The 19,029-nt window shown below is 42.9% G+C and carries 19 protein-coding genes; 9 read left to right on the top strand and 10 right to left on the bottom strand.

The window, feature by feature from the left end; all coding sequences use genetic code 11:
- Window positions 1-1,134 (bottom strand): SpoIIE family protein phosphatase, encoded by a 1,134-nt coding sequence (locus ACFQZS_RS04710; protein WP_377097783.1) that lies wholly within the window; start codon window positions 1,132-1,134, stop codon window positions 1-3.
- On the bottom strand, window positions 1,127-1,684 hold the full coding sequence (locus tag ACFQZS_RS04705) for a hypothetical protein (RefSeq protein ID WP_377097781.1): 558 nt from the start codon (window positions 1,682-1,684) through the stop codon (window positions 1,127-1,129). The genes ACFQZS_RS04710 and ACFQZS_RS04705 overlap by 8 nt, the downstream gene beginning before the upstream one ends.
- A 67-nt stretch (window positions 1,685-1,751) precedes the next feature.
- Between ACFQZS_RS04705 and ACFQZS_RS04700 the strand changes: the two genes are divergently transcribed.
- From ACFQZS_RS04700 to ACFQZS_RS04685, 4 genes are all read left to right on the top strand, one after another.
- A complete protein-coding gene (locus ACFQZS_RS04700; RefSeq protein WP_377097779.1) occupies window positions 1,752-2,669 on the top strand; it encodes a glycosyltransferase family 2 protein in 918 nt (305 codons plus the stop codon).
- Window positions 2,666-3,829, top strand: coding sequence for a glycosyltransferase family 2 protein (locus ACFQZS_RS04695; protein ID WP_377097777.1), 1,164 nt, complete (start codon window positions 2,666-2,668; stop codon window positions 3,827-3,829). Before ACFQZS_RS04700 ends, ACFQZS_RS04695 begins: the two co-directional genes overlap by 4 nt.
- Window position 3,830: 1 nt before the next feature.
- The gene (locus tag ACFQZS_RS04690) at window positions 3,831-4,451 is read left to right on the top strand and encodes an acyltransferase (RefSeq protein WP_377097775.1); all 621 of its coding nucleotides are present in this window, start codon (window positions 3,831-3,833) and stop codon (window positions 4,449-4,451) included.
- A 63-nt stretch (window positions 4,452-4,514) separates the two neighbouring features.
- Window positions 4,515-4,778, top strand: a complete 264-nt coding sequence (locus ACFQZS_RS04685) for a hypothetical protein (protein ID WP_377097773.1) — start codon at window positions 4,515-4,517, stop codon at window positions 4,776-4,778.
- 17 nt (window positions 4,779-4,795) lie between these two features.
- On the opposite strand, the gene ACFQZS_RS04680 is transcribed toward ACFQZS_RS04685, so the two are convergent.
- From ACFQZS_RS04680 to proS, 5 genes are all read right to left on the bottom strand, one after another.
- A complete protein-coding gene (locus ACFQZS_RS04680; RefSeq protein WP_377097771.1) occupies window positions 4,796-5,152 on the bottom strand; it encodes a DUF5655 domain-containing protein in 357 nt (118 codons plus the stop codon).
- 237 nt (window positions 5,153-5,389) lie between these two features.
- Entirely contained in the window at window positions 5,390-6,199 is an 810-nt protein-coding gene (locus ACFQZS_RS04675; protein WP_377097769.1) for a TIGR02757 family protein, read from the bottom strand.
- Window positions 6,200-6,208: 9 nt separating this feature from the next.
- Window positions 6,209-6,622: an SMI1/KNR4 family protein gene (locus tag ACFQZS_RS04670; protein WP_377097768.1), complete on the bottom strand. Its 414-nt coding sequence runs from the start codon at window positions 6,620-6,622 to the stop codon at window positions 6,209-6,211.
- 25 nt (window positions 6,623-6,647) lie between these two features.
- A complete protein-coding gene (locus ACFQZS_RS04665; protein ID WP_377097766.1) occupies window positions 6,648-7,817 on the bottom strand; it encodes a cystathionine gamma-synthase in 1,170 nt (389 codons plus the stop codon).
- 102 nt (window positions 7,818-7,919) lie between these two features.
- Window positions 7,920-9,392 carry a proline--tRNA ligase gene (gene proS, locus ACFQZS_RS04660; RefSeq protein ID WP_377097765.1) on the bottom strand — a complete coding sequence of 491 codons (1,473 nt, stop codon included), beginning with the start codon at window positions 9,390-9,392 and terminating at the stop codon, window positions 7,920-7,922.
- Window positions 9,393-9,529: 137 nt separating this feature from the next.
- Here proS and ACFQZS_RS04655 point away from each other — a divergent pair, with 137 nt between their 5' ends.
- The 3 genes from ACFQZS_RS04655 (at window position 9,530) to ACFQZS_RS04645 (ending at window position 12,756) form a co-directional block, all read left to right on the top strand.
- Window positions 9,530-10,417 (top strand): hypothetical protein, encoded by an 888-nt coding sequence (locus ACFQZS_RS04655; protein ID WP_377097764.1) that lies wholly within the window; start codon window positions 9,530-9,532, stop codon window positions 10,415-10,417.
- 28 nt (window positions 10,418-10,445) lie between these two features.
- Window positions 10,446-11,924, top strand: a complete 1,479-nt coding sequence (locus tag ACFQZS_RS04650) for an OmpP1/FadL family transporter (RefSeq protein WP_377097763.1) — start codon at window positions 10,446-10,448, stop codon at window positions 11,922-11,924.
- Between the two features lie 130 nt (window positions 11,925-12,054).
- Window positions 12,055-12,756 carry a VIT1/CCC1 transporter family protein gene (locus ACFQZS_RS04645; RefSeq protein WP_377097761.1) on the top strand — a complete coding sequence of 234 codons (702 nt, stop codon included), beginning with the start codon at window positions 12,055-12,057 and terminating at the stop codon, window positions 12,754-12,756.
- A gap of 19 nt (window positions 12,757-12,775) precedes the next feature.
- Here the strand turns inward: ACFQZS_RS04645 and ACFQZS_RS04640 are convergent, their stop codons facing one another.
- From ACFQZS_RS04640 to argS, 3 genes are all read right to left on the bottom strand, one after another.
- Window positions 12,776-13,516, bottom strand: coding sequence for a DUF481 domain-containing protein (locus ACFQZS_RS04640; RefSeq protein WP_377097759.1), 741 nt, complete (start codon window positions 13,514-13,516; stop codon window positions 12,776-12,778).
- Complete coding sequence (locus ACFQZS_RS04635) at window positions 13,516-14,364, bottom strand: SDR family oxidoreductase (protein ID WP_377097757.1); 849 nt, start codon at window positions 14,362-14,364, stop codon at window positions 13,516-13,518. Before ACFQZS_RS04635 ends, ACFQZS_RS04640 begins: the two co-directional genes overlap by 1 nt.
- A 216-nt stretch (window positions 14,365-14,580) precedes the next feature.
- Window positions 14,581-16,344, bottom strand: a complete 1,764-nt coding sequence (gene argS, locus ACFQZS_RS04630) for an arginine--tRNA ligase (RefSeq protein ID WP_377097755.1) — start codon at window positions 16,342-16,344, stop codon at window positions 14,581-14,583.
- A 197-nt stretch (window positions 16,345-16,541) separates the two neighbouring features.
- On the opposite strand from argS, the gene ACFQZS_RS04625 reads away from it, so the two are divergent.
- Complete coding sequence (locus tag ACFQZS_RS04625; protein ID WP_377097754.1) at window positions 16,542-17,984, top strand: arginine deiminase family protein; 1,443 nt, start codon at window positions 16,542-16,544, stop codon at window positions 17,982-17,984.
- 52 nt (window positions 17,985-18,036) lie between these two features.
- The gene (ctlX, locus tag ACFQZS_RS04620; protein ID WP_377097753.1) at window positions 18,037-18,951 is read left to right on the top strand and encodes a citrulline utilization hydrolase CtlX; all 915 of its coding nucleotides are present in this window, start codon (window positions 18,037-18,039) and stop codon (window positions 18,949-18,951) included.
- Window positions 18,952-19,029 lie beyond the last annotated feature (78 nt).

Below are 19,029 nucleotides of genomic sequence, written 5' to 3'. Positions count from 1 at the left end.
CTATATTTTGTAAATACATATAATGCTTTGATCATCTACCTGCCCCTGTAAATCGTGCTCAAATTTTGCCTTCATTTCGGTAAATGATGTGTTGGGTAACATATCCAGTAAAAGGGAAGCAAAACGGTAGTAATCGCTTTTTTTTCCGGCATCATCGGCTAAGTCTATCATGCCATCAGTAAAAATAAATAATCTGTCGTCGGGCTTAAGTGTTAGCTGTTGCTCGCTGTAGCTTCCATCAGCAAAAAGACCAAGTAATAATCCCGATGAACTAATGTGTGTAACCTTGTTTTCTGCCTGTTTATAATGCATCAAGGGCAAGTCGCCCGCGCCCGAATAAGTTATAGTTGCCTTTTCGCTGTCTATTAATAGCAGCGACAGGCTCGATAAAATATCTTTCAATACTTCATCAAAGCAAATAACATCGTTAACCTGCTGCAATATTTTCGCGGTTGAATATTCGCCGTTAAACGCTGCAAAACGCACAGCAGACCGTATGTAGCTTAGAAAGCCAAAAGTGAAGAACCATGCCATCCACTTTTTACCCATTACATCGCCCAAAACAACAAATGTATAACGGTCGTTAACGCGTATAAAGTCAATAAAATCGCCTCCGGGTATATCATCAAAAGGCTTGTGCCAAAAGTCTATGTTAAAGCCTTCAACCGAGGGGACATTAGCAGGTATTGATTTTATATTGAGCGAGGTAGCCGCTTTTTTTATTTCGAGTTGTGAAAGTTCCCGCTGTTTATCAACGGCAAAAAGTATGTTGTTAACCTTAGATACCAGAACATTTACCGGTGTGTTTTTAAGCACATAGTCAATAGCCTGCAGGTCAAGGCCCTGTATCATCAGGTCGCGGTCTGAAAAGTAAGTCAGAAACAGAAATGGAATATTCTTAAAGAACTCATCTTCCATTAAATACTTCCTGAACTGCAACCCGTTCATCGCCCCCATGTTATAGTCAGACAGGATAATATCTGGCGCGTTCGTTTTGTCTAAAAAGGCGATAGCATCCTCAGCAGACTGGGCGGTATCACAAACAAATCCTGAATTTATAAACGCCTGGCCCATCAGCTTTAAAAAAAGCGCGTCATCATCAACAAGTAATATTTTGTAGGGGCGTTTATTCATTTGTCCGACTTAAAAAAGGGTCTTCATATAAAGTTCGTATCAGCATATAAATTCCGGTAAGTATAATAATGCAGGCAATTACATCCATTATTGTTATCCCATCATCCTCAGTAAAATAATAGATAGTAAACAATTCAAATGAAGGTGGGGCGGGTATAATTATCATAGACAGGCCCAGCATCACCATTACCACTGATATGATTATCAGCACTAAATTATTTATTTTTTTTGCTTTTAAATACTTTCCGGCTACCCGGCTATCCACTTTGTTAGATAATAACAGGATTGAAAATTCATCAAGCAACTCCTCGCGCGAGGCATCCTCTTTTTTATCAATTACGTTGAATGCGGCAATAGCGTCCATAGCTACATTTTCATCACGATTGTATAGGGCATTGTTGAATTTTTGCTGAAGGCGATCCCGCGTGTCATCATCCAATTCATTACCGGCCAACAACGCCGCAACCTCGGTGAGCTTTTCGTCAACCGCCGATTCAATTTCTGCGCCGGTCAACGGTTTCTCTTTTATATTATTTGCTTTGATTCTCAATTTTAATTAATAATTTCAACAAAACATAGCAGCGGCTTTCTCCGTATTAGCCCACAATATCTATATAATGAAATTGGTTTCCATCATTACGGTTAATTTTAATCAAAGTTACGTTACAGAACAATTGTTAACGTCTATAAGCCAAACAAATACCTATTCTGCTATTGAAATAATAGTTGTTGACAACGGAAGCACCGAAAATAGCGTACCCGAATGGAAAATAAAATACCCCGAAATTATTTTTATCCGCTCTGATAAAAACCTGGGTTTTGCCGGTGGCAATAACCTGGGCATTAATGCAGCTAAAGGCGATTATTTTTTTCTGGTGAACAATGATACCGAGTTTACGGACGGCCTTGTACAAACATTAGTTGAAACCCTTGAGTCTAATTCACGTATAGGTATGGTATCGCCTAAGATAAGGTATTTTGACCAGCCGGAAATGCTGCAATACATGGGCTTTACTGATATGAACTACTATACCGCTCGTAATGCCAGTATTGGCCAGTTTGAAACCGATGATGGGCAGTACGACCATTTAACAGGCCGTACCGGTTATGCCCACGGCGCGGCAATGATGGTTAAAAACGAATGCATTGATAAAGCGGGCTTAATGGCCGACACCTTTTTTTTATATTATGAGGAACTGGATTGGTGCGACCGTATTAAACGCGCGGGCTATGAAATATGGTTGCAGAGCGCCGCGCTTATTTATCATAAAGAGTCGGTATCGGTAGGTAAAATAAGCGCGCTTAAGGAGTATTTTATGAACCGTAACCGCATTTTATTTATACGCAGAAATGCCCCGTTACCGGCACGATTATTTTTTTATATCTACTTTGTAGCTTTAGTTGCGCCTCGTAACATATTGAAATATATTAAGATAGGGCATAAAGACTTTATCAGGTGGTTACTAAAGGCCATTTGGTGGAATGTTACCCAAAGTAAGGACAGTAAAAAATTAGGTTACCCTATTGCACTATGATAGCATTATTCTGGATAAGCTTTTTTATTATTTTCTATGCCTTTATCGGATACGGCATATTGCTGTATTTCATCATAAAAATAAAGCGCGCGGTTAAAGGTAAGCCGGTATTACCTGCTGCCGATAACCTGCCCACTTGTACCTTAATTGTTGCGGCATACAACGAAGAAATTTTTATTGCCGAAAAGATAAAAAACAGTCTTGAGCTTAATTATCCGGAAGGTAAACTCCAGCTTATATTTATTACCGATGGCTCAAGCGATAAAACCGCTGATATTGTAGCTAAATATCCGGGCGTGATACACATGCATTCTGCCGGGCGTAAAGGCAAAATGGCCGCTGTTAACCGCGCTATAGCCAGTGTTACAACTGATGTAATGGTATTTACCGATGCCAATACATTTTTAAACAATGACGCGATAATTAATATTTGCCGCCACTATGCCGATGCCAAAGTAGGCGCAGTAGCAGGCGAAAAGCGTGTACTGATAACTGAGAAATCTGACGCTACGGCCGGTGAAGGTTTTTACTGGAAATATGAATCTAAATTAAAGGTTTGGGATTCTGAATTATACTCTGTGGTAGGTGCTGCCGGCGAATTATTCAGTGTGCGCACTGATCTGTACGAGCACGTGCCCCCTACCGCCATTATTGACGATTTTATGATCTCTATGCTGATAGCCAAAAAGGGTTACCGCATTGTTTACGAACCAGAGGCTTACGCCATGGAAACAGCATCAGAAGATGTTAAAGAAGAACTAAAACGTAAGATCCGCATTGCCGCGGGCGGCTTGCAGTCGGTTATATGGTTAAAGAGTTTGTTTAACCCCTTTCCGTTACCCATATTATCGTTTCAGTACATCAGTCACCGGGTGTTGCGGTGGACGGTTGTGCCCTTCCTGATGATAGCATTGGTGGGGCTGAATATTGCCATTGTACATGCAAATGGCGGTGCCATATATCAATTGTTTTTGGCGGGGCAGGTCGCGTTTTACGGTATGTCCCTATTTGGCTGGATGTTAGAAGCAAGGCAGGTTAAAATCAAAATATTTTTTATCCCCTACTATTTCTGTATGATGAATTACGCCGTAATAAGAGGGATCTTCCGCTATCTTTCGGGCAAACAGAGCGCCGTTTGGGATAAGGCAAAACGTAAATGATATGACGCTAAAAGAGAAAATAAAAAGCAACCCAAGGCTTAAAAAGTTGGTTCATTGGATGTTGATACCAACGGGCGATGCCAAACCGCGTTTGTGGGTAAAGCTATTTGTTAACCCGTTTGTGCATAAGCGTGGTAAGGGCTCAAAAATACGCTGGTACGCCGTACTTGATGTTATACCTTTTAATAAATTTAACCTGGGCAATTGGTCAACCATTGAACATTTTTGCAACGTTAATAATGGCGTAGGCGATGTTACCATAGGTTATGATAGCCTTATTGGGCGAAGCAATATCATTATAGGCCCCGTAACCATTGGTAATAATGTAATTTTTGCTCCTAACGTGGTTGCGAGTGGTTTAAACCATGAGTACCGTGACATTAAGGTTCCTATCAGGCTGCAGAAAATTATAGTAGCCCCCATAATCGTAGAAGACAATTGCTGGATAGGTGCTAATTCGGTAATTACATCCGGCGTTACTATTGGCAGGCATAGCGTTATTGCGGCCGGGGCAGTGGTAACTAAAAATATTCCGCCCTATTCTGTCGCCGTAGGTAATCCTGCACGCGTTATTAAGCAGTATGACGAGGCAAGTGGTGAATGGGTGTCCGTAAAAAATTAGTTGTAAGGTTTAAACCTTATACGTTACAGGGGGTCGAATAGCTATAATTCAACCTGACATACCATGAAAAAAATCACCATTGCCTTTTCGCTAATGATCGCGTTTGCCGCCTGCAGAGTTCCATCGTACACTATCGGAATGTCTGAAACAGACTTTAAATCAAAACACAAATGGACCGCGCAAGTGGCCGAGCAAACCGCAAGCCATACTGTTTATAAAGTACAAACAAGCTTCCAGGATGAAAAAAGGAAAACTTATCAGTTTTTTTATTTTGAGAATGGTAAACTGGTACGCTTAGACGAAGGCCAGGCCATGTTTGGCATTTAATTGTACTGCGGATAGTTTTACAATTGGTAGGCTATCCGCATAAAACTTAAAACTTCCTCATTGATGTCCTCTGCGTGCAATAGCCGTAAGTGATGGTTGAATTGATTGCTGCCGGGTACCTGCGCTACTTTCTGAAAACAGAGATTGTCATAATACGGCTCCCGGAGCGGGAATACTACATGTATAAAGTTTTTGCCTAACTGCGTTACCCATGCAATACGTTTATGGCTGTTGGATATACCGATCATGGTTTTGGTAGCTTCTGTACTGATCTTCCCTATCTTTTCAAACTCGCTTATAAAATGACGGTAAAGAGCCAGCGTATGGGCAGACTTGCCTGCCAGCAAATCCTGTACTTGTTTACTATTGTCCATAGATTGTTATTTAAATCATTAAATAGATCGCGATTAGTCGCTTCGAAAAGATTTCTCCCTCCGCCCAGCTCAATCCCACGCTGGTCGTCTAAATGACAACGGCGTTATAACCATTTTGTCATCTCGACGCAAGGAGAGATCTATACACATGCCACTCCTGTGGCTCAAACTATGTATGGATTTCTCCGCCGCGCCAGCGCTCACGCCTCCCGCCGCTCCGTCGAAATGACAACGATGTTAATCTAATTTAGGAATAATCGCATCCAATCCCCAACGCTCCTCAATACCTAACCCAAATAAAGCGAAATCATATTTTACCGGGTCAAGCGGATCAAACTGGCGCAGCTTTTCTGTTAGTTCAACGGCTGTTTGCCAATCGGTTTGCTTTCGGTATATAAGTTTCAGATTACGGGCAACACGATCAACGTGCAGGTCGCAAGGCATTATCAGGTCGGCGGGTTTTATTCTGTTCCAAATGCCAAAATCAACGCCTTTATCATCCTTGCGTACCATCCAGCGTAAAAACATGTTCAGCCGCTTGCAGGTTGATTTTTGCGACGGCGATGAAACATGTTTTTTTGTGCGATGAGGTGCGTCTTCCAACGAAAAAAAGTAAGATCGGAAGTGGTTTAACGCGTTTTCAACGGTGGGACTGTCACCACCGCCCGGCAAGAAAGCATCCTCCAATGAGTTGTAATTAGAATAATGCTGTCTGAAAAATGCGACGAAATACAAAGTATCTATATCATTAAAAGTGCGGTGTTTAAAATGCAGCAGCTTTTTCAGGTCAGCTTCCTCGTGATTCATTATAAAATCATAAGGTGCGCCATCCATCAAGCTAATTAGTTCTTTACACTTATTAATTATGGTTACCCGTTGCCCCCATGCCAATGTAGCCGCCCAAAAGCCCATTATTTCTATGTCCTGCTTTTTAGTAAACAAGTGTGGAATAGATACCGGATCGTTCTTTATAAAATCCGGTTGGTTGTATTGAGCAACTTTGGTATCAAGAAAAGCTTTAAGATTGAATGGTTGAATAACACCCATTACCTGCTATTAATAAACTAATTTAGAATTGCTATTTATCATATTCACCACTTCCTTAAAGCTTTTCGAAATAAGTTCAGGACGAACGTCTTCTAATGAAGGATAAATCTTATATATTCCGACTCTGCCGATTCTAAAACCAATGTGATTAGCAGAAAGCGAGTAGTCGCTAAACGTGATAAAATCTCTTTCCGGTTCAAACTCTTCGATTATCCTCTCAAGCGACCAAACACTGAATAAATGTTCTTCCCATTCTAAATAATCGAACCCATTCATCTCTAAGTAGAGTTGCTTAAAATCGTCCGGAAATTGAAAATTCAAAAATGATTCGGCCGTTTCAATAAGGGTAGTTGAGGCCTTTTCGTTGAGTTTCAAATTTTGAGATTTCCAAATACCCAAAGCTTCATCTAGCCATTTTTCCATTTAAAAAAAAATATGTTACAATAAGTTAGTCAAAAACTCCCCCTTTAGGGGGCTGGGGGGCTAAAGCCTGCTTCAAATCCTCCAGCAAATCATCCACATCCTCTACTCCTACACTTAAACGTAAAAGGTTATCCACCACTCCTACTTTCTCACGTGCTTCTTTGGGTATAGAGGCATGCGTCATGGTAACAGGGTGATTAATTAGTGATTCTACGCCGCCTAATGATTCTGCCAATGTGAACACTTTAAATGATGATGCTATACGGAAAGTCTCCTGAAGGTCAGCATCTTTCAAGGTAATAGATATCATGCCGCCAAAATCGTGCATTTGCTGTTTAGCAATGTTGTGATTAGGATGATCGGTAAAGCCCGGCCAGTATATTTTATCAACTTTGGGGTGCGTTTTTAAAAACTCTGCTATTACGCGGCCGTTCTCGCAATGGGCTTTCATGCGTAAATGCAGGGTTTTAATGCCACGCAGTACCAGAAAGCTGTCCATTGGGCCCGGTGTAGCACCACAGGCGTTGTAAATGAAGAACAGGCGTTTATAAAGGCCCTCGTCGTTCATCATCAAAGCGCCCATCACTACATCGCTATGGCCACCGATGTATTTGGTAACAGAGTGCATCACAATATCTGCACCCAGATCAATAGGATTTTGCAAATACGGCGAAGCAAAGGTATTATCAACCACAGTAAGTAAACCCTTCTCCTTGCCAATTTTGGTCACCGCCGCTATATCCACTATTTGCATAGTAGGATTGGTTGGTGTTTCTATCCAGATGAGTTTTGTTTTTTCATTGGTATACTCCCTTATAATATCAGGATCAGACAGATCCAGGAAGTGAAATTTAATTCCGTAGTTGGCGAATACTTTAGTAAAAATGCGGTACGAGCCACCGTACAGGTCATCGCCGGTAATAACTTCGTCACCGGGTTGCAATAGTTTCATTACCGCATCGGTCGCACCCATTCCGCTTGAAAAAGCTAAACCGAATTTGGCATTCTCTAAAGCTGCCAAACAATTTTCTAATGCCTTACGTGTAGGATTGGTGCCACGCGAGTATTCATATCCCTGATGATCGCCCGGCGATTTCTGCCAGTAAGTTGAGGTCTGGTATATCGGCGTCATTACTGCGCCGGTGCTTGGATCGGGCTCTTGCCCTGCGTGTATAGCTTTGGTGGCGAATTTCATGTTGTGCTTTCAGCACGGTCCATAGTCGATAGTCGATGGACCATAGTTAAAATAAAGATATCCATAACTATGGACTATCGACCATGGGCTATGGACCTAAACCTAATATGCTCGTGCAAAAAGCACCCGTTGATTTGACGGCTTACCGGTAAGAATACACTTACCCTCCTCTTGTTTATTATCTAAAGGTATACAACGTATAGTTGCTTTAGTTTCGTCTTTAATGCGTTGCTCTGTTTCGGGCGTTCCATCCCAATGGGCAGAAAGGAAACCGGGTTTTTCGTCTAACAAGCGTTTAAACTCTTCATACGTATCAACCTCCGTAGTACTTTCTGTTCGGAAAGCAGCCGCTTTCTGATAGATGTTTGTTTGAATTTCTTCCAATAAAGCCTCTATCTTCACAGCTAAGCCATCCTGATTTACGGTTTCTTTAGTTTTCGTGTCGCGACGAGCCAGTTCCACCGTGCCGTTCTGCATATCGCGACTGCCAATGGCAACGCGCAACGGTACCCCTTTTAACTCGTACTCGGCAAACTTAGCACCTGGCCTGTGTGTGTCCCGGTTGTCAAACTTAACTGATATGTCTTTAGCTTTCAGTTCTTTACTTAGGCTATTTACATAAGCAGTTATATTGGCTAACTCCTCATCATGTTTATAAATCGGTACAATAACAACCTGTATCGGAGCCAGCTTTGGTGGCAATACTAAACCGGCATCATCAGAATGCGCCATAATTAAGGCACCTATTAAACGCGTGGATACGCCCCATGAGGTGGCCCAAACGTAATCTTGTTTATTATCTCTTGTAGTGAATTTTACATCAAACGCTTTTGCAAAATTCTGCCCCAAAAAGTGCGATGTACCTGCCTGAAGCGCTTTTCCATCCTGCATTAAAGCTTCAATACAATAAGTATCCAAAGCGCCTGCAAAACGTTCGTTGGGTGTTTTGCGTCCTTTTACAACAGGCAATGCCAGCCAGTTCTCAACAAAATCAGCATAAACATTCAGCATTTGTTCGGTTTCAGCAATAGCTTCGTCTGCAGTAGCGTGCGCGGTGTGCCCCTCCTGCCATAAAAATTCACTGGTGCGTAAAAACAAACGCGTGCGCATTTCCCAACGCATTACGTTGGCCCATTGGTTAACCAAAATAGGCAGGTCGCGGTAGGATTGGATCCAGCCTTTATAAGTGTTCCATATAATGGTTTCAGATGTTGGGCGGATGATCAGCTCTTCTTCCAGTTTAGCTTCCTCATCAACTATTATATTACCCTCGCCGTCGTTTTTTAAACGGTAATGTGTAACCACGGCGCACTCTTTAGCAAAACCATCAACATGGCTTGCTTCTTTAGAAAAAAAAGATTTTGGTATTAATAAAGGGAAATAGGCATTGCTATGGCCGGTATCTTTAAACATTTTGTCCAACACACCCTGCATCTTTTCCCATATAGAATAACCATACGGTTTAATGATCATGCAGCCTCTTACAGGCGAGTATTCGGCCATATCGGCCTTAATTACCAGGTCGTTATACCATTGCGAGTAATCTTCATCTTTACTTATAACTCCTTTGCTCATACTTTGTGATAGAAATGTGACTGTTATTTTTATACTTTCGCATCCAAATTTATAAATTTATACGTTATTAGTCCATGTTAATTAAACCTTAAGCCTATTTATCTGTCTAAATTAGAAATCTATCAATACTAAAAACTATGCAGCGCAACCTAAAATATTTAATAGCTATCTGTGCTATTGCGTTGAGTGCCTGCTCAACCAGCCAGAAATTAGCTTCTACACCAGGCGTTGACGACGACGATGTATATTACACACGGGCAAAAGCCGGCGACGAGATTGTTTATGCTGATAATAATTATCAGGCAAATAATGGCTATAGCGACGACAACGACGACTATTACTATTACGGAGATTATGCATCCAGGATAAACAGGTTTGATTACTACTCTCCTTTCTCGTACAACAATTTTTACTATGGTTACTCACCCTATAACCGCTGGGGCTGGGGAGGAATAGGCATGAATATGGGCCTGGGCGTTAATTATGGCATGGGTTACGGTTATGATCCCTTCTTTTACGGCGGCATGTACTCCCCTTATTTTTACGATCCATTCTATGCCTCTTTTTATGGATATGGCTATGGCTTAGGTTATGGATACGGGCTGGGTTATGGCTATGGTTATTCGCCATGGGGTTATGGCGGCTACGGTTTGGGTTATGGATACGGCTACGGTGGCGGCGGGTATTTAACCGGTGGCTATGGCCAAAGACAAAACCCTCGTCCGGTTTATGCTGGCGGCACTGCTGCAACATCAACTACACCGGGAAGAACCACAGTATATCAAACTATGCCGGGCCGCAGGCCTGGTGACCTGAGCACCCAAAGTATTTCTACCGTGGGTGGACAAGTACGTGGTGTGCGTGATACCAGAACCCGCGACGGCAATGTAAGCCGCCCTGAAGTACAACAGGTTAGGCCACAATACAATCCACCTGCACCATCTACCAATTTTGGCGGTGGTGGCGGCGGCGGAAACTCCGGCGGCGGTGGTGGTGGCGGCGGCGGTCGTCCGGTTAGGCCATAATAAACTTTTATTTTTTTGACACAACACTATGAGAACTAAATATATAATGTGCCTGATAGCTTTAATAGCGATAGGCAAAACCAGCTTTGCACAATATGCTAAGGACGCCGTTCGCTTTTCCGGTGCGCAAACCGGTACTACCTCGCGGGTAAAAGCCATAGGCGGTGCCAATGTTTCAGTGGGTGGCGATCTGACCTCGGTTAGTGGCAACCCTGCAGGTTTGGGTTTCTTTACACGCTCAGAGATAAGCGTTACGCCTGAATTTAACGGAACAAAGAATAATGCAAGCTATTTGGGGCAATCTACCTCACAATCAAAAAACTCGGGCAACCTTAATAATGTGGCGGCGGTTTTTTACAGCAGGCTTAATACGCCACGCGGAACAGATAAAACCAAAGGATGGTTAAGTATGAACTTTGGCTTGGGCTACAACAGAACAAATGATTTTGGTGAAAATATACGCTTTGGCGGTACCAACACCAACTCCATTAATGATTACTATGCCGACCTCGCTAACTCATCCGGCATTCAGGGCGACTTTGTGCAGGGATATGCTTATGATCATAATCTGATAGACGCCTATAATACTTCTGCTACACCTTACCAAAGTAACAACCCAAGGCCCATTTCTGTTAAACAGGCTAATGATATTATACGCACGGGCGGGCAATCTGAGTTTAACCTTTCGCTTGGCGCTAATTACAGTAACAAGTTGTATCTGGGCCTGGGCATTGGCATAGTTGGGCTTAATTACAACTCAACCAACATGTTTAATGAAATCGGTGTGGTTAATATTAGCGAAGGAACGCCTGCCACATTTGTTAACAGGAATTATAACTCAAGCTATACGCAATATCAAAACACTAAAGGTGCCGGTTTTAACGCTAAACTTGGTTTGATCTATAAGATAGACGAAGCCGTTAGACTAGGCGCTCAAATAACCACCCCTACCTGGATGAGTGTTGATGACAGTTTTAGCGAGGGGCTGAACACCCAAATAAGCAATGGTACTAAATACACCAGCGAGTCGCCGGCTTATACGTTAAGCTATACTATGCGCACGCCGTTTAAAGCAGCGGGAGGTTTATCAGTATTTATAGGTAAGGCAGGCTTTATTACCGGCGATGTAGAGTACGTTAACTATAGCTCAGCCAGACTTAACAATACTGATGGCTACAATTCGTCATACGATAACTCTATTATCAGGAACAACTATAAAGGTGCGGTAAACATACGTACTGGTGCCGAAATAAAGGTAGTGCCTAACTTTATGCTGCGCGGTGGTTATGGTTTACTGGGCAGCCCGCTTAAAACCGATGGTAAAAACACTACCATGGCAACAGGTGGCTTAGGTTACCGTTTTGGTACCTATTATTTTGATGCGGCCTACCAACACGTATCCGGAACGCAAAATATCAATCCTTATTTATTAGGCACCGCTTCGCCGGTAGCAAATGTTATGCGTACTAATGATAACTTCTTCCTTACTTTAGGCATGAGATTTTAAGATCAGTTAAATAAAATTTCTGAGCCCTCCCCGGTTACCGGCGGAGGGCTTTTTGTTGTCTTATTTATGTATTCTTAAATTCAGGCTAATCTCTTACATTAGCTATCACATCAACATTGCAAAATACTTTATGCTTACCATAGATAACTATTTGGACACTCATTACATTGGTAGAAGCAATTGGCTACGCGCGGCAGTTTTAGGCGCTAACGACGGCATTATATCTGTTTCAAGCCTGGCTATTGGCGTTGCGGCGGCAAGCAGCACACGTGAGCCTATTCTTCTTGCCACTGTGGCGGGGCTTGTGGCAGGAGCACTTTCTATGGCGGCAGGCGAGTATGTGTCGGTAAGTTCACAAACGGACACTGAAAAGGCTGATATTGAACGGGAAGCGCTTGAGTTGAAAGAAATGCCTGAGGAAGAACTCAATATGCTGGCCCAGATATATGAGCGGCGGGGCTTAAAAAAAGCAACTGCCATGCAGGTAGCGGTTGAATTAACAGCGCATGATGCTCTTGGTGCCCACATGCGCGATGAATTGGGTATTAACGAAATTAGCCAGGCTAATCCTATACAGGCGGCTTTGGCTTCGGGTGCATCATTTACCGCAGGCGGTTTGCTGCCGTTGCTGGCGGTATTGTTTTGCCCGGTTAAGCAGATGGAATATTATTTATATGGATTCACCATTATTTCATTGATGATACTGGGCGCCGTGGCGGCCAAAACCGGCGGCTCACACATTGGCAAAGCGGTTTTACGTATTACAGTTTGGGGAACAATAGCCATGGGATTATCCGGTTTAGTGGGCTATATATTTGGTGTAAAGGTATAATCACTTAATAGACACTACCCTAAAAATACTTCTCAAAATTCATCCCGTACGTAAATAGCAAATTCTCGCTGCCTGTTCTGTTCTGCCGGTTGTAGTTAAGGGATGAACTGATGCTTAGCCAGCTGCGTAATTTAAACGATAAGCCATTGGTAGAGCGGATAATATAATCATAGCCCCTGTCCAGGGAGTTTTGCAGAAAAGTATTGCTCTCAACAGTAACCACGTTATTGATATTGAATTTAATGGCCAGGCGGAAGGAGTTGCGGTAGGTATGGTAAGTAACATTATTTCCGGCAAGCAGTAAGTCGCTGGTGTCGTACAAAATGCCGTCGCTTACGTTAAAATAGGCCGTTGGTTTATCTATTATGCTGTAAGCTATCCCCGCTCCGGACAGTAACTGATTGTTAATTTTAAGTGAATAACTGGTATTATAGTTCAGCAATCCCCAATAATAAAAATGCTCGGGCCCCTTGTACAAATTAAAGTCGATAAATGATGAGTAATCGTTATTAGTAAGACCCACGTTTTGCCTGCCGTAGATCCACGTGTTGGTGAAGTTGAGCGAGATATCCTTTTTACGAATGTTAAACTTAAGGTTGTTATTTAGCAGATAAGCTGTATTGCCGTTGGCTTTGTTAATAGAACCCATTGGCGCGAAGCTGATATGGTAGAAAGTACTGTCATTATACTGCGCGCTGGCTTTTGCCGTGCACAGTATTATCGCTAAAAACAATATGTACCTTATTTCTTTAAATATCATTAGCCGTTTACTACTTCGCCGCCGTTAACGTGTATCACCTGCCCGGTAATGAAAGAAGCGTCGTCTGAAGCCAAAAATACATAAGCCGGCCCTAATTCGGAAGGCTGCCCTGCCCTTTCCATAGCGGTTTGCTTGCCGAACTTTTCTATATCCTCCTTTTTAAATGAGGAAACAATAAGCGGCGTCCACACAGGCCCCGGCGCAACCGCGTTCACCCTGATCTTCTTTTTTGAAAGATTGGTGGCCAATGAACGTGTAAATGATGTTATAGCGCCTTTGGTAGAAGAATAATCTATTAAATGCGGCGACGAGCGATAAGCCGTAACCGAAGTGGTGTTAATAATGCAATCGCCCTCGTGCATGTGTTTAAGGGCCGCATCAGCAAAATAGAAATAGGCGAATATGTTGGTACGGAAGGTTTCTTCCATGTGCTTGTCGCTAATCTCTCTAAGTTCTTCCTCCGGTATTTGCATACCGGCGTTATTTACCAATATATTAAGCCGGCCAAATTCATTGATCATTTTTTGCACGGCCTTTTCGCAAAATGCGCTCTTTTTAACGTCGCCTTTTATAAGCAGGCATTTGCGGCCAACACGTTCTACTTCTTTTTGCGTTTCTAATGCGTCAACGTCTTCATTGAGGTAAACTATGCCCACATCAGCACCCTCGCGGGCAAAATGTACGGTAACCGCTCTGCCAATACCGCTATCGCCGCCCGTTATTAGCGCCACTTTGCCCATTAGTTTACCGGCAGCTTTGTAATTGGGTTTTATGTACTCGGGCCTCGGGTCCATTTTGGCCTCAATGCCGGGTTGTTTGCTTTGCTTTTTAGGTATTTTGGTTGCCATAGCGATAGTGTTGTTGTTATTTTACAACTAACGCTTGTATTATAATGTTTGGCAAAATGTGATATTCAAGGGATATCCTCAGAAAAAGTTTGTCATCCTGAACGCAGTGAAGGATCCTATTCAACTGATAGTTCACACAATATTATAGGCGACATATCGCACGGTTTGCGTGGCGTATAAGATTCTTCGCTGCGCTCAGAATGACAAGCTAGTGTTTTACATTCTTTCCGGCACTGCAATGCCCAGCATGTTCATGCCCCTGCTAATAACCTTTGCCGATGCGGTAGAAAGCTGCAGCCTGAACTGTTTGGCCAGCTCATCCTCTGCCTGTAATATGGAGTGTTCGTGATAAAACTTGTTATATACTTTAGCCACTTCGTACACATAATTGGCAATTAAGCCCGGATTGTGCCCTTTAGCGGCCTCTTGTATCGTGTCGGGAAAACGGTTCAGCAGGACAATAAGATCGCGCTCTTCGGGCGCTAATTCGGTTGGTTGCTGCGCAACGCTGTTAACACCTGCCCTGGCTAATACCGACTTGATACGCGCATGGGTGTATTGTATAAACGGCCCCGTATGCCCCTGAAAATCAACCGACTCATTCGGATCAAACAGCAAACGTTTTTTAGGGTCAACTTTTAGCAGGAAGTATTTTAAGGCACCCATACCTATGGTGTGGTAAAGCTCCTGTTTTTCTTCGTCGCTAAAGTCGTTTACTTTACCCAGCGCTTCTGTTACTTCTTTGGCAGTGCTTTCCATTTCGGCTATCAGGTCATCAGCGTCAACCACCGTTCCCTCGCGCGATTTCATTTTACCCGATGGCAGATCAACCATCCCATAGGATAAGTGATACAACCCTTTTGCCCAGCTTTTTTGCAGCTTATCCAATATCAGAAAGAGCACTTTAAAGTGATAATCCTGTTCGTTACCCACCACATAGATGGATTCATCCATGCCAAAATCATTATACTTTAGCTGCGCGGTACCCAGATCCTGGGTGATATATACCGAAGTACCATCCGCACGACGAACCAGTTTTTCGTCCAGCCCATCATTAGTCAGATCTATCCACACCGAGCCATCTTCCTTTTTAAAGAAAACGCCTTTTTCCAGTCCCTCCTCAACAATATCCTTGCCTAACAAATAGGTGTTAGATTCGTAATAGAATTTATCAAAATCAACGCCCAGCGCTTTGTAGGTTTTGCCGAAACCATCATACACCCAGGTGTTCATGGTTTTCCAAAGGTCCAATACCTCCGCATCGCCGGCCTCCCATTTTTGAAGCAGGGTTTGCGCCTGCTTTATCAACGGAGCGTTCTTTTTTGCTTCTTCTTCGGTCTGCCCCTCGCCTTTCAGAAATTCAATTTCCTTTTTATATTCCTTGTCAAAGATCACATAATACTTACCAACCAGGTGATCGCCCTTCATGCCTGTTGATTCAGGCGTTTCGCCGTTACCAAACAGCTGCCAGGCCAGCATTGATTTACATATGTGAATGCCTCTGTCGTTTACCAGGTTCGCTTTTATTACGTCGTAACCCGCTGTCTTTAATATTTCGGCTACAGAGTAGCCTAACAGGTTATTACGCACGTGGCCCAAATGCAGCGGCTTATTGGTATTGGGCGAAGAATATTCTACCATCACCTTTTTGCCGTTGGGCTTAGCAATGGCAAAATCTTCGGTTGCGATGTTTTTATATAACTGATTTATCCAAAACTGATCTGAAAGGGAAATATTCAGAAAGCCCTTAATTACATTAAATGCAGATACTTCAGTTAATTCGTTTTTTATGAACTCGCCGATATCGGTCCCTGTTTGCTCAGGAGATTTGCGGGAAAACCTGGTGAACGGAAAAGTAACGATGGTTATTTGGCCATCAAACTCTTTGCGGGTTTCCTGCAGGCTGATGTCGGCAGGTGTAATATCAGTTTGGTAGATATGTTTTACCGCTTTAATTGCGGCATCAATTATAAAATTCATCGGGGCAAAAATACGCATTTAGTCGGGAAGACGGAAAGACCGCAAGTGGGAAAGATTTGCTGGGGGGAAAATCTCAACAATCCAACACAAAACACAAACCCTATAAAATTTGCGTTAAGTAAATATTAAGGAATAACCTTCAGCCTTTCAAGCTGTTTACTTTAACATAAAATAAGATAGCTTTGCTTACTAAACGTATGAAACAACAAACAAATGTTAATATAAACGTAGGCTCTGAAATTGGCAATCTGCGTTCTTTACTCATTCACAGTCCAGACAGCGGGCTGGGTCGGGTTGTACCGTCAAAAGCGCAGGATTGGCTGTTTGAGGATATTGTGCACCTGGACAGTATGCGCAAAAACGAGTATGATTATTATGTTAAGCTGCTGCTTTACTTTTTAGATGCGGATAAGATCAAAGGAAAGCTAAAAGAAATAGATTCCGCAGAAAGCGACCGCAATTTTTTTAAGCCCGACAATGCTGCCTTTTACGCGTCGGACAAAGTAATTGAGATACAAACCTTGCTTGCTGATATTTTAGCACAGGACGAGATCCGCAATACGCTGGTGGCATCGGTTTGCGCTATTGAGGGCTGCACCTATGTTATGCAGCAAAAGCTGATAGGCACTACACCTGTTGAGTTGGCCAAGATCTTTATTTCGGGCTCGTTAAACGCTGCTGAAATGATCTTCGCTCCCATCCCCAACCTGATCTTTTCTCGCGATCTGGGCGTTGTTATTAACGATCATATTTTGTTGAACAGACCGGCTAAGAAAGCCCGTTCGCGCGAAACGCTTTTGATGCGGTACATATTTTTTAATCACCCCATATTTGCGACTTACCGGGATAAAATTATTGAGATACCCGAGAACAGGCAGCTGTTTTTGCGCCCCGGCGAAGCTAACGATGAAAAAACCACTATTGAAGGTGGCGATTTGATGATGGTAAGCCCTAACCATTTAATAATAGGCTGCAGCGAGCGCACATCAGTAAGCGGCGCTAACGAGGCCATAAAGCTGCTGTTAGAAAAGGATGTAGTGAAGAAAATAACCATCGTAAAAATACCCAACAAGCGCGATTATATGCATTTAGATACGGTAGTTACCCAGGTTAAACGGAACATGTGGGTGCTGCTCAGATCATTAAGCACCACCGAGGGCGAGCCATTACAAAATGATGCCGTAGCATGGTTCTCTGATAAAAAGAATAAGGATAAAACCGAGATAGTACAATTCAGACAGGATAGAAAGCCTAAGAGCTTTGCCACGCTGGAGGCATTGCTGGATAATATTAGCAGGAAAGACCTGGGAAGCACAACGCCTACCCAATTTATTTACTCGGGCAATGATGAGTTTCCGTTTGATGCCCGCGAGCAATGGACAGACAGCTGCAACCTGCTGGCCCTGCGCGAAGGTGTGGTTTTGGGCTACGACCGTAATGACAAAACGGTAGGCGCCTTTAAGCAAAACGGCTTTAAAGTTATTAATGTAGATGAATTGCTTAAAAAGCTGGAAAGCGATGAGATTGATCCGCAGCAAATGAGGGACACGCTGATACTTATGCCATCTGCAGAACTGTCAAGGGCGCGCGGTGGTTTTCATTGTATGAGTATGCCGTTGCAGCGCGATGGTCTGAGTTAGTTAGGTGAATAAATCCTAAAATCATTTAATCTTAAAAATCCTAGTTCAGACAATGAACCAATCTCATATCCTAATGATCCGCCCGGTTAATTTCGGGTTTAACGAGCAAACTGCGGAGAGCAATGCTTTTCAAAATTTAGATTCCGACCAGCAGCAGGTGCAAGGAAAGGCGCTGGCCGAATTTGAGGCGTTTGTGCAGGTTTTGAGAGTTAATGGTGTTGACGTTACTGTTATTGAAGATACACGGGAACCGCACACGCCCGATTCGATATTCCCTAACAACTGGGTGTCTTTTCATGAAAATGGCGATGTGTTTTTATATCCGATGATGGCCGAAAACCGGCGACTGGAGCGGCGGGAAGATATCATCAGAAAGTTAGAAGAACGGTTTAACGTAGCGCATGTAATAGATTTAAGCCGCTTTGAAAAACAAGACAAATTTTTGGAAGGCACGGGCAGCATGGTGTTTGACAGGGAAAACAAACTGGCTTATGCCTGCCTGTCGCCACGTACTGATGTGGAGGTTTTAACTACTTTTTGTGAACATGCCGGGTACAAGCCGGTGGTGTTTAACGCTGCAGATGAGAACGGAAAGGCTATTTACCATACTAATGTATTAATGTCCATTGCATCGAAATATGTGGTGATTTGCCTTGATGCTATTGCTGACGATGATGAAGCGGAAATGGTGATAGACACGATTGCAGAAAGTGGTAAAGAGATTGTTGCCATCAGTTTTGAGCAGATGAACAATTTTGCAGGCAATATGCTGGAAGTTTATAATAATAAAGGCGAAAGTTTAATCGTGATGTCGCAGGTAGCATGGGGTTCGTTAAATGATGAACAAAAGGAAGTATTATCGGGCTTTAGTAAGCCGGTATATGCCGACATCAGAACGATTGAACAAAATGGTGGCGGCAGTGTGCGGTGTATGATGGCGGAAGTGTGCTTGCCTGTTAGCTTATAGTTGATAGTTACAGGGCATAGCCAACAAGTAGTCAGTTCGATATCACATATAAATTAAACCGTGTTTTATTGAATTATT

This window comes from Mucilaginibacter calamicampi (genome assembly GCF_042676765.1).
Classification (GTDB): Bacteria; Bacteroidota; Bacteroidia; order Sphingobacteriales; family Sphingobacteriaceae; genus Mucilaginibacter; species Mucilaginibacter calamicampi.
The sequence above is the reverse complement of the archived record's forward strand: the minus strand, read 5'-3'. Positions and strand labels throughout refer to the sequence as shown.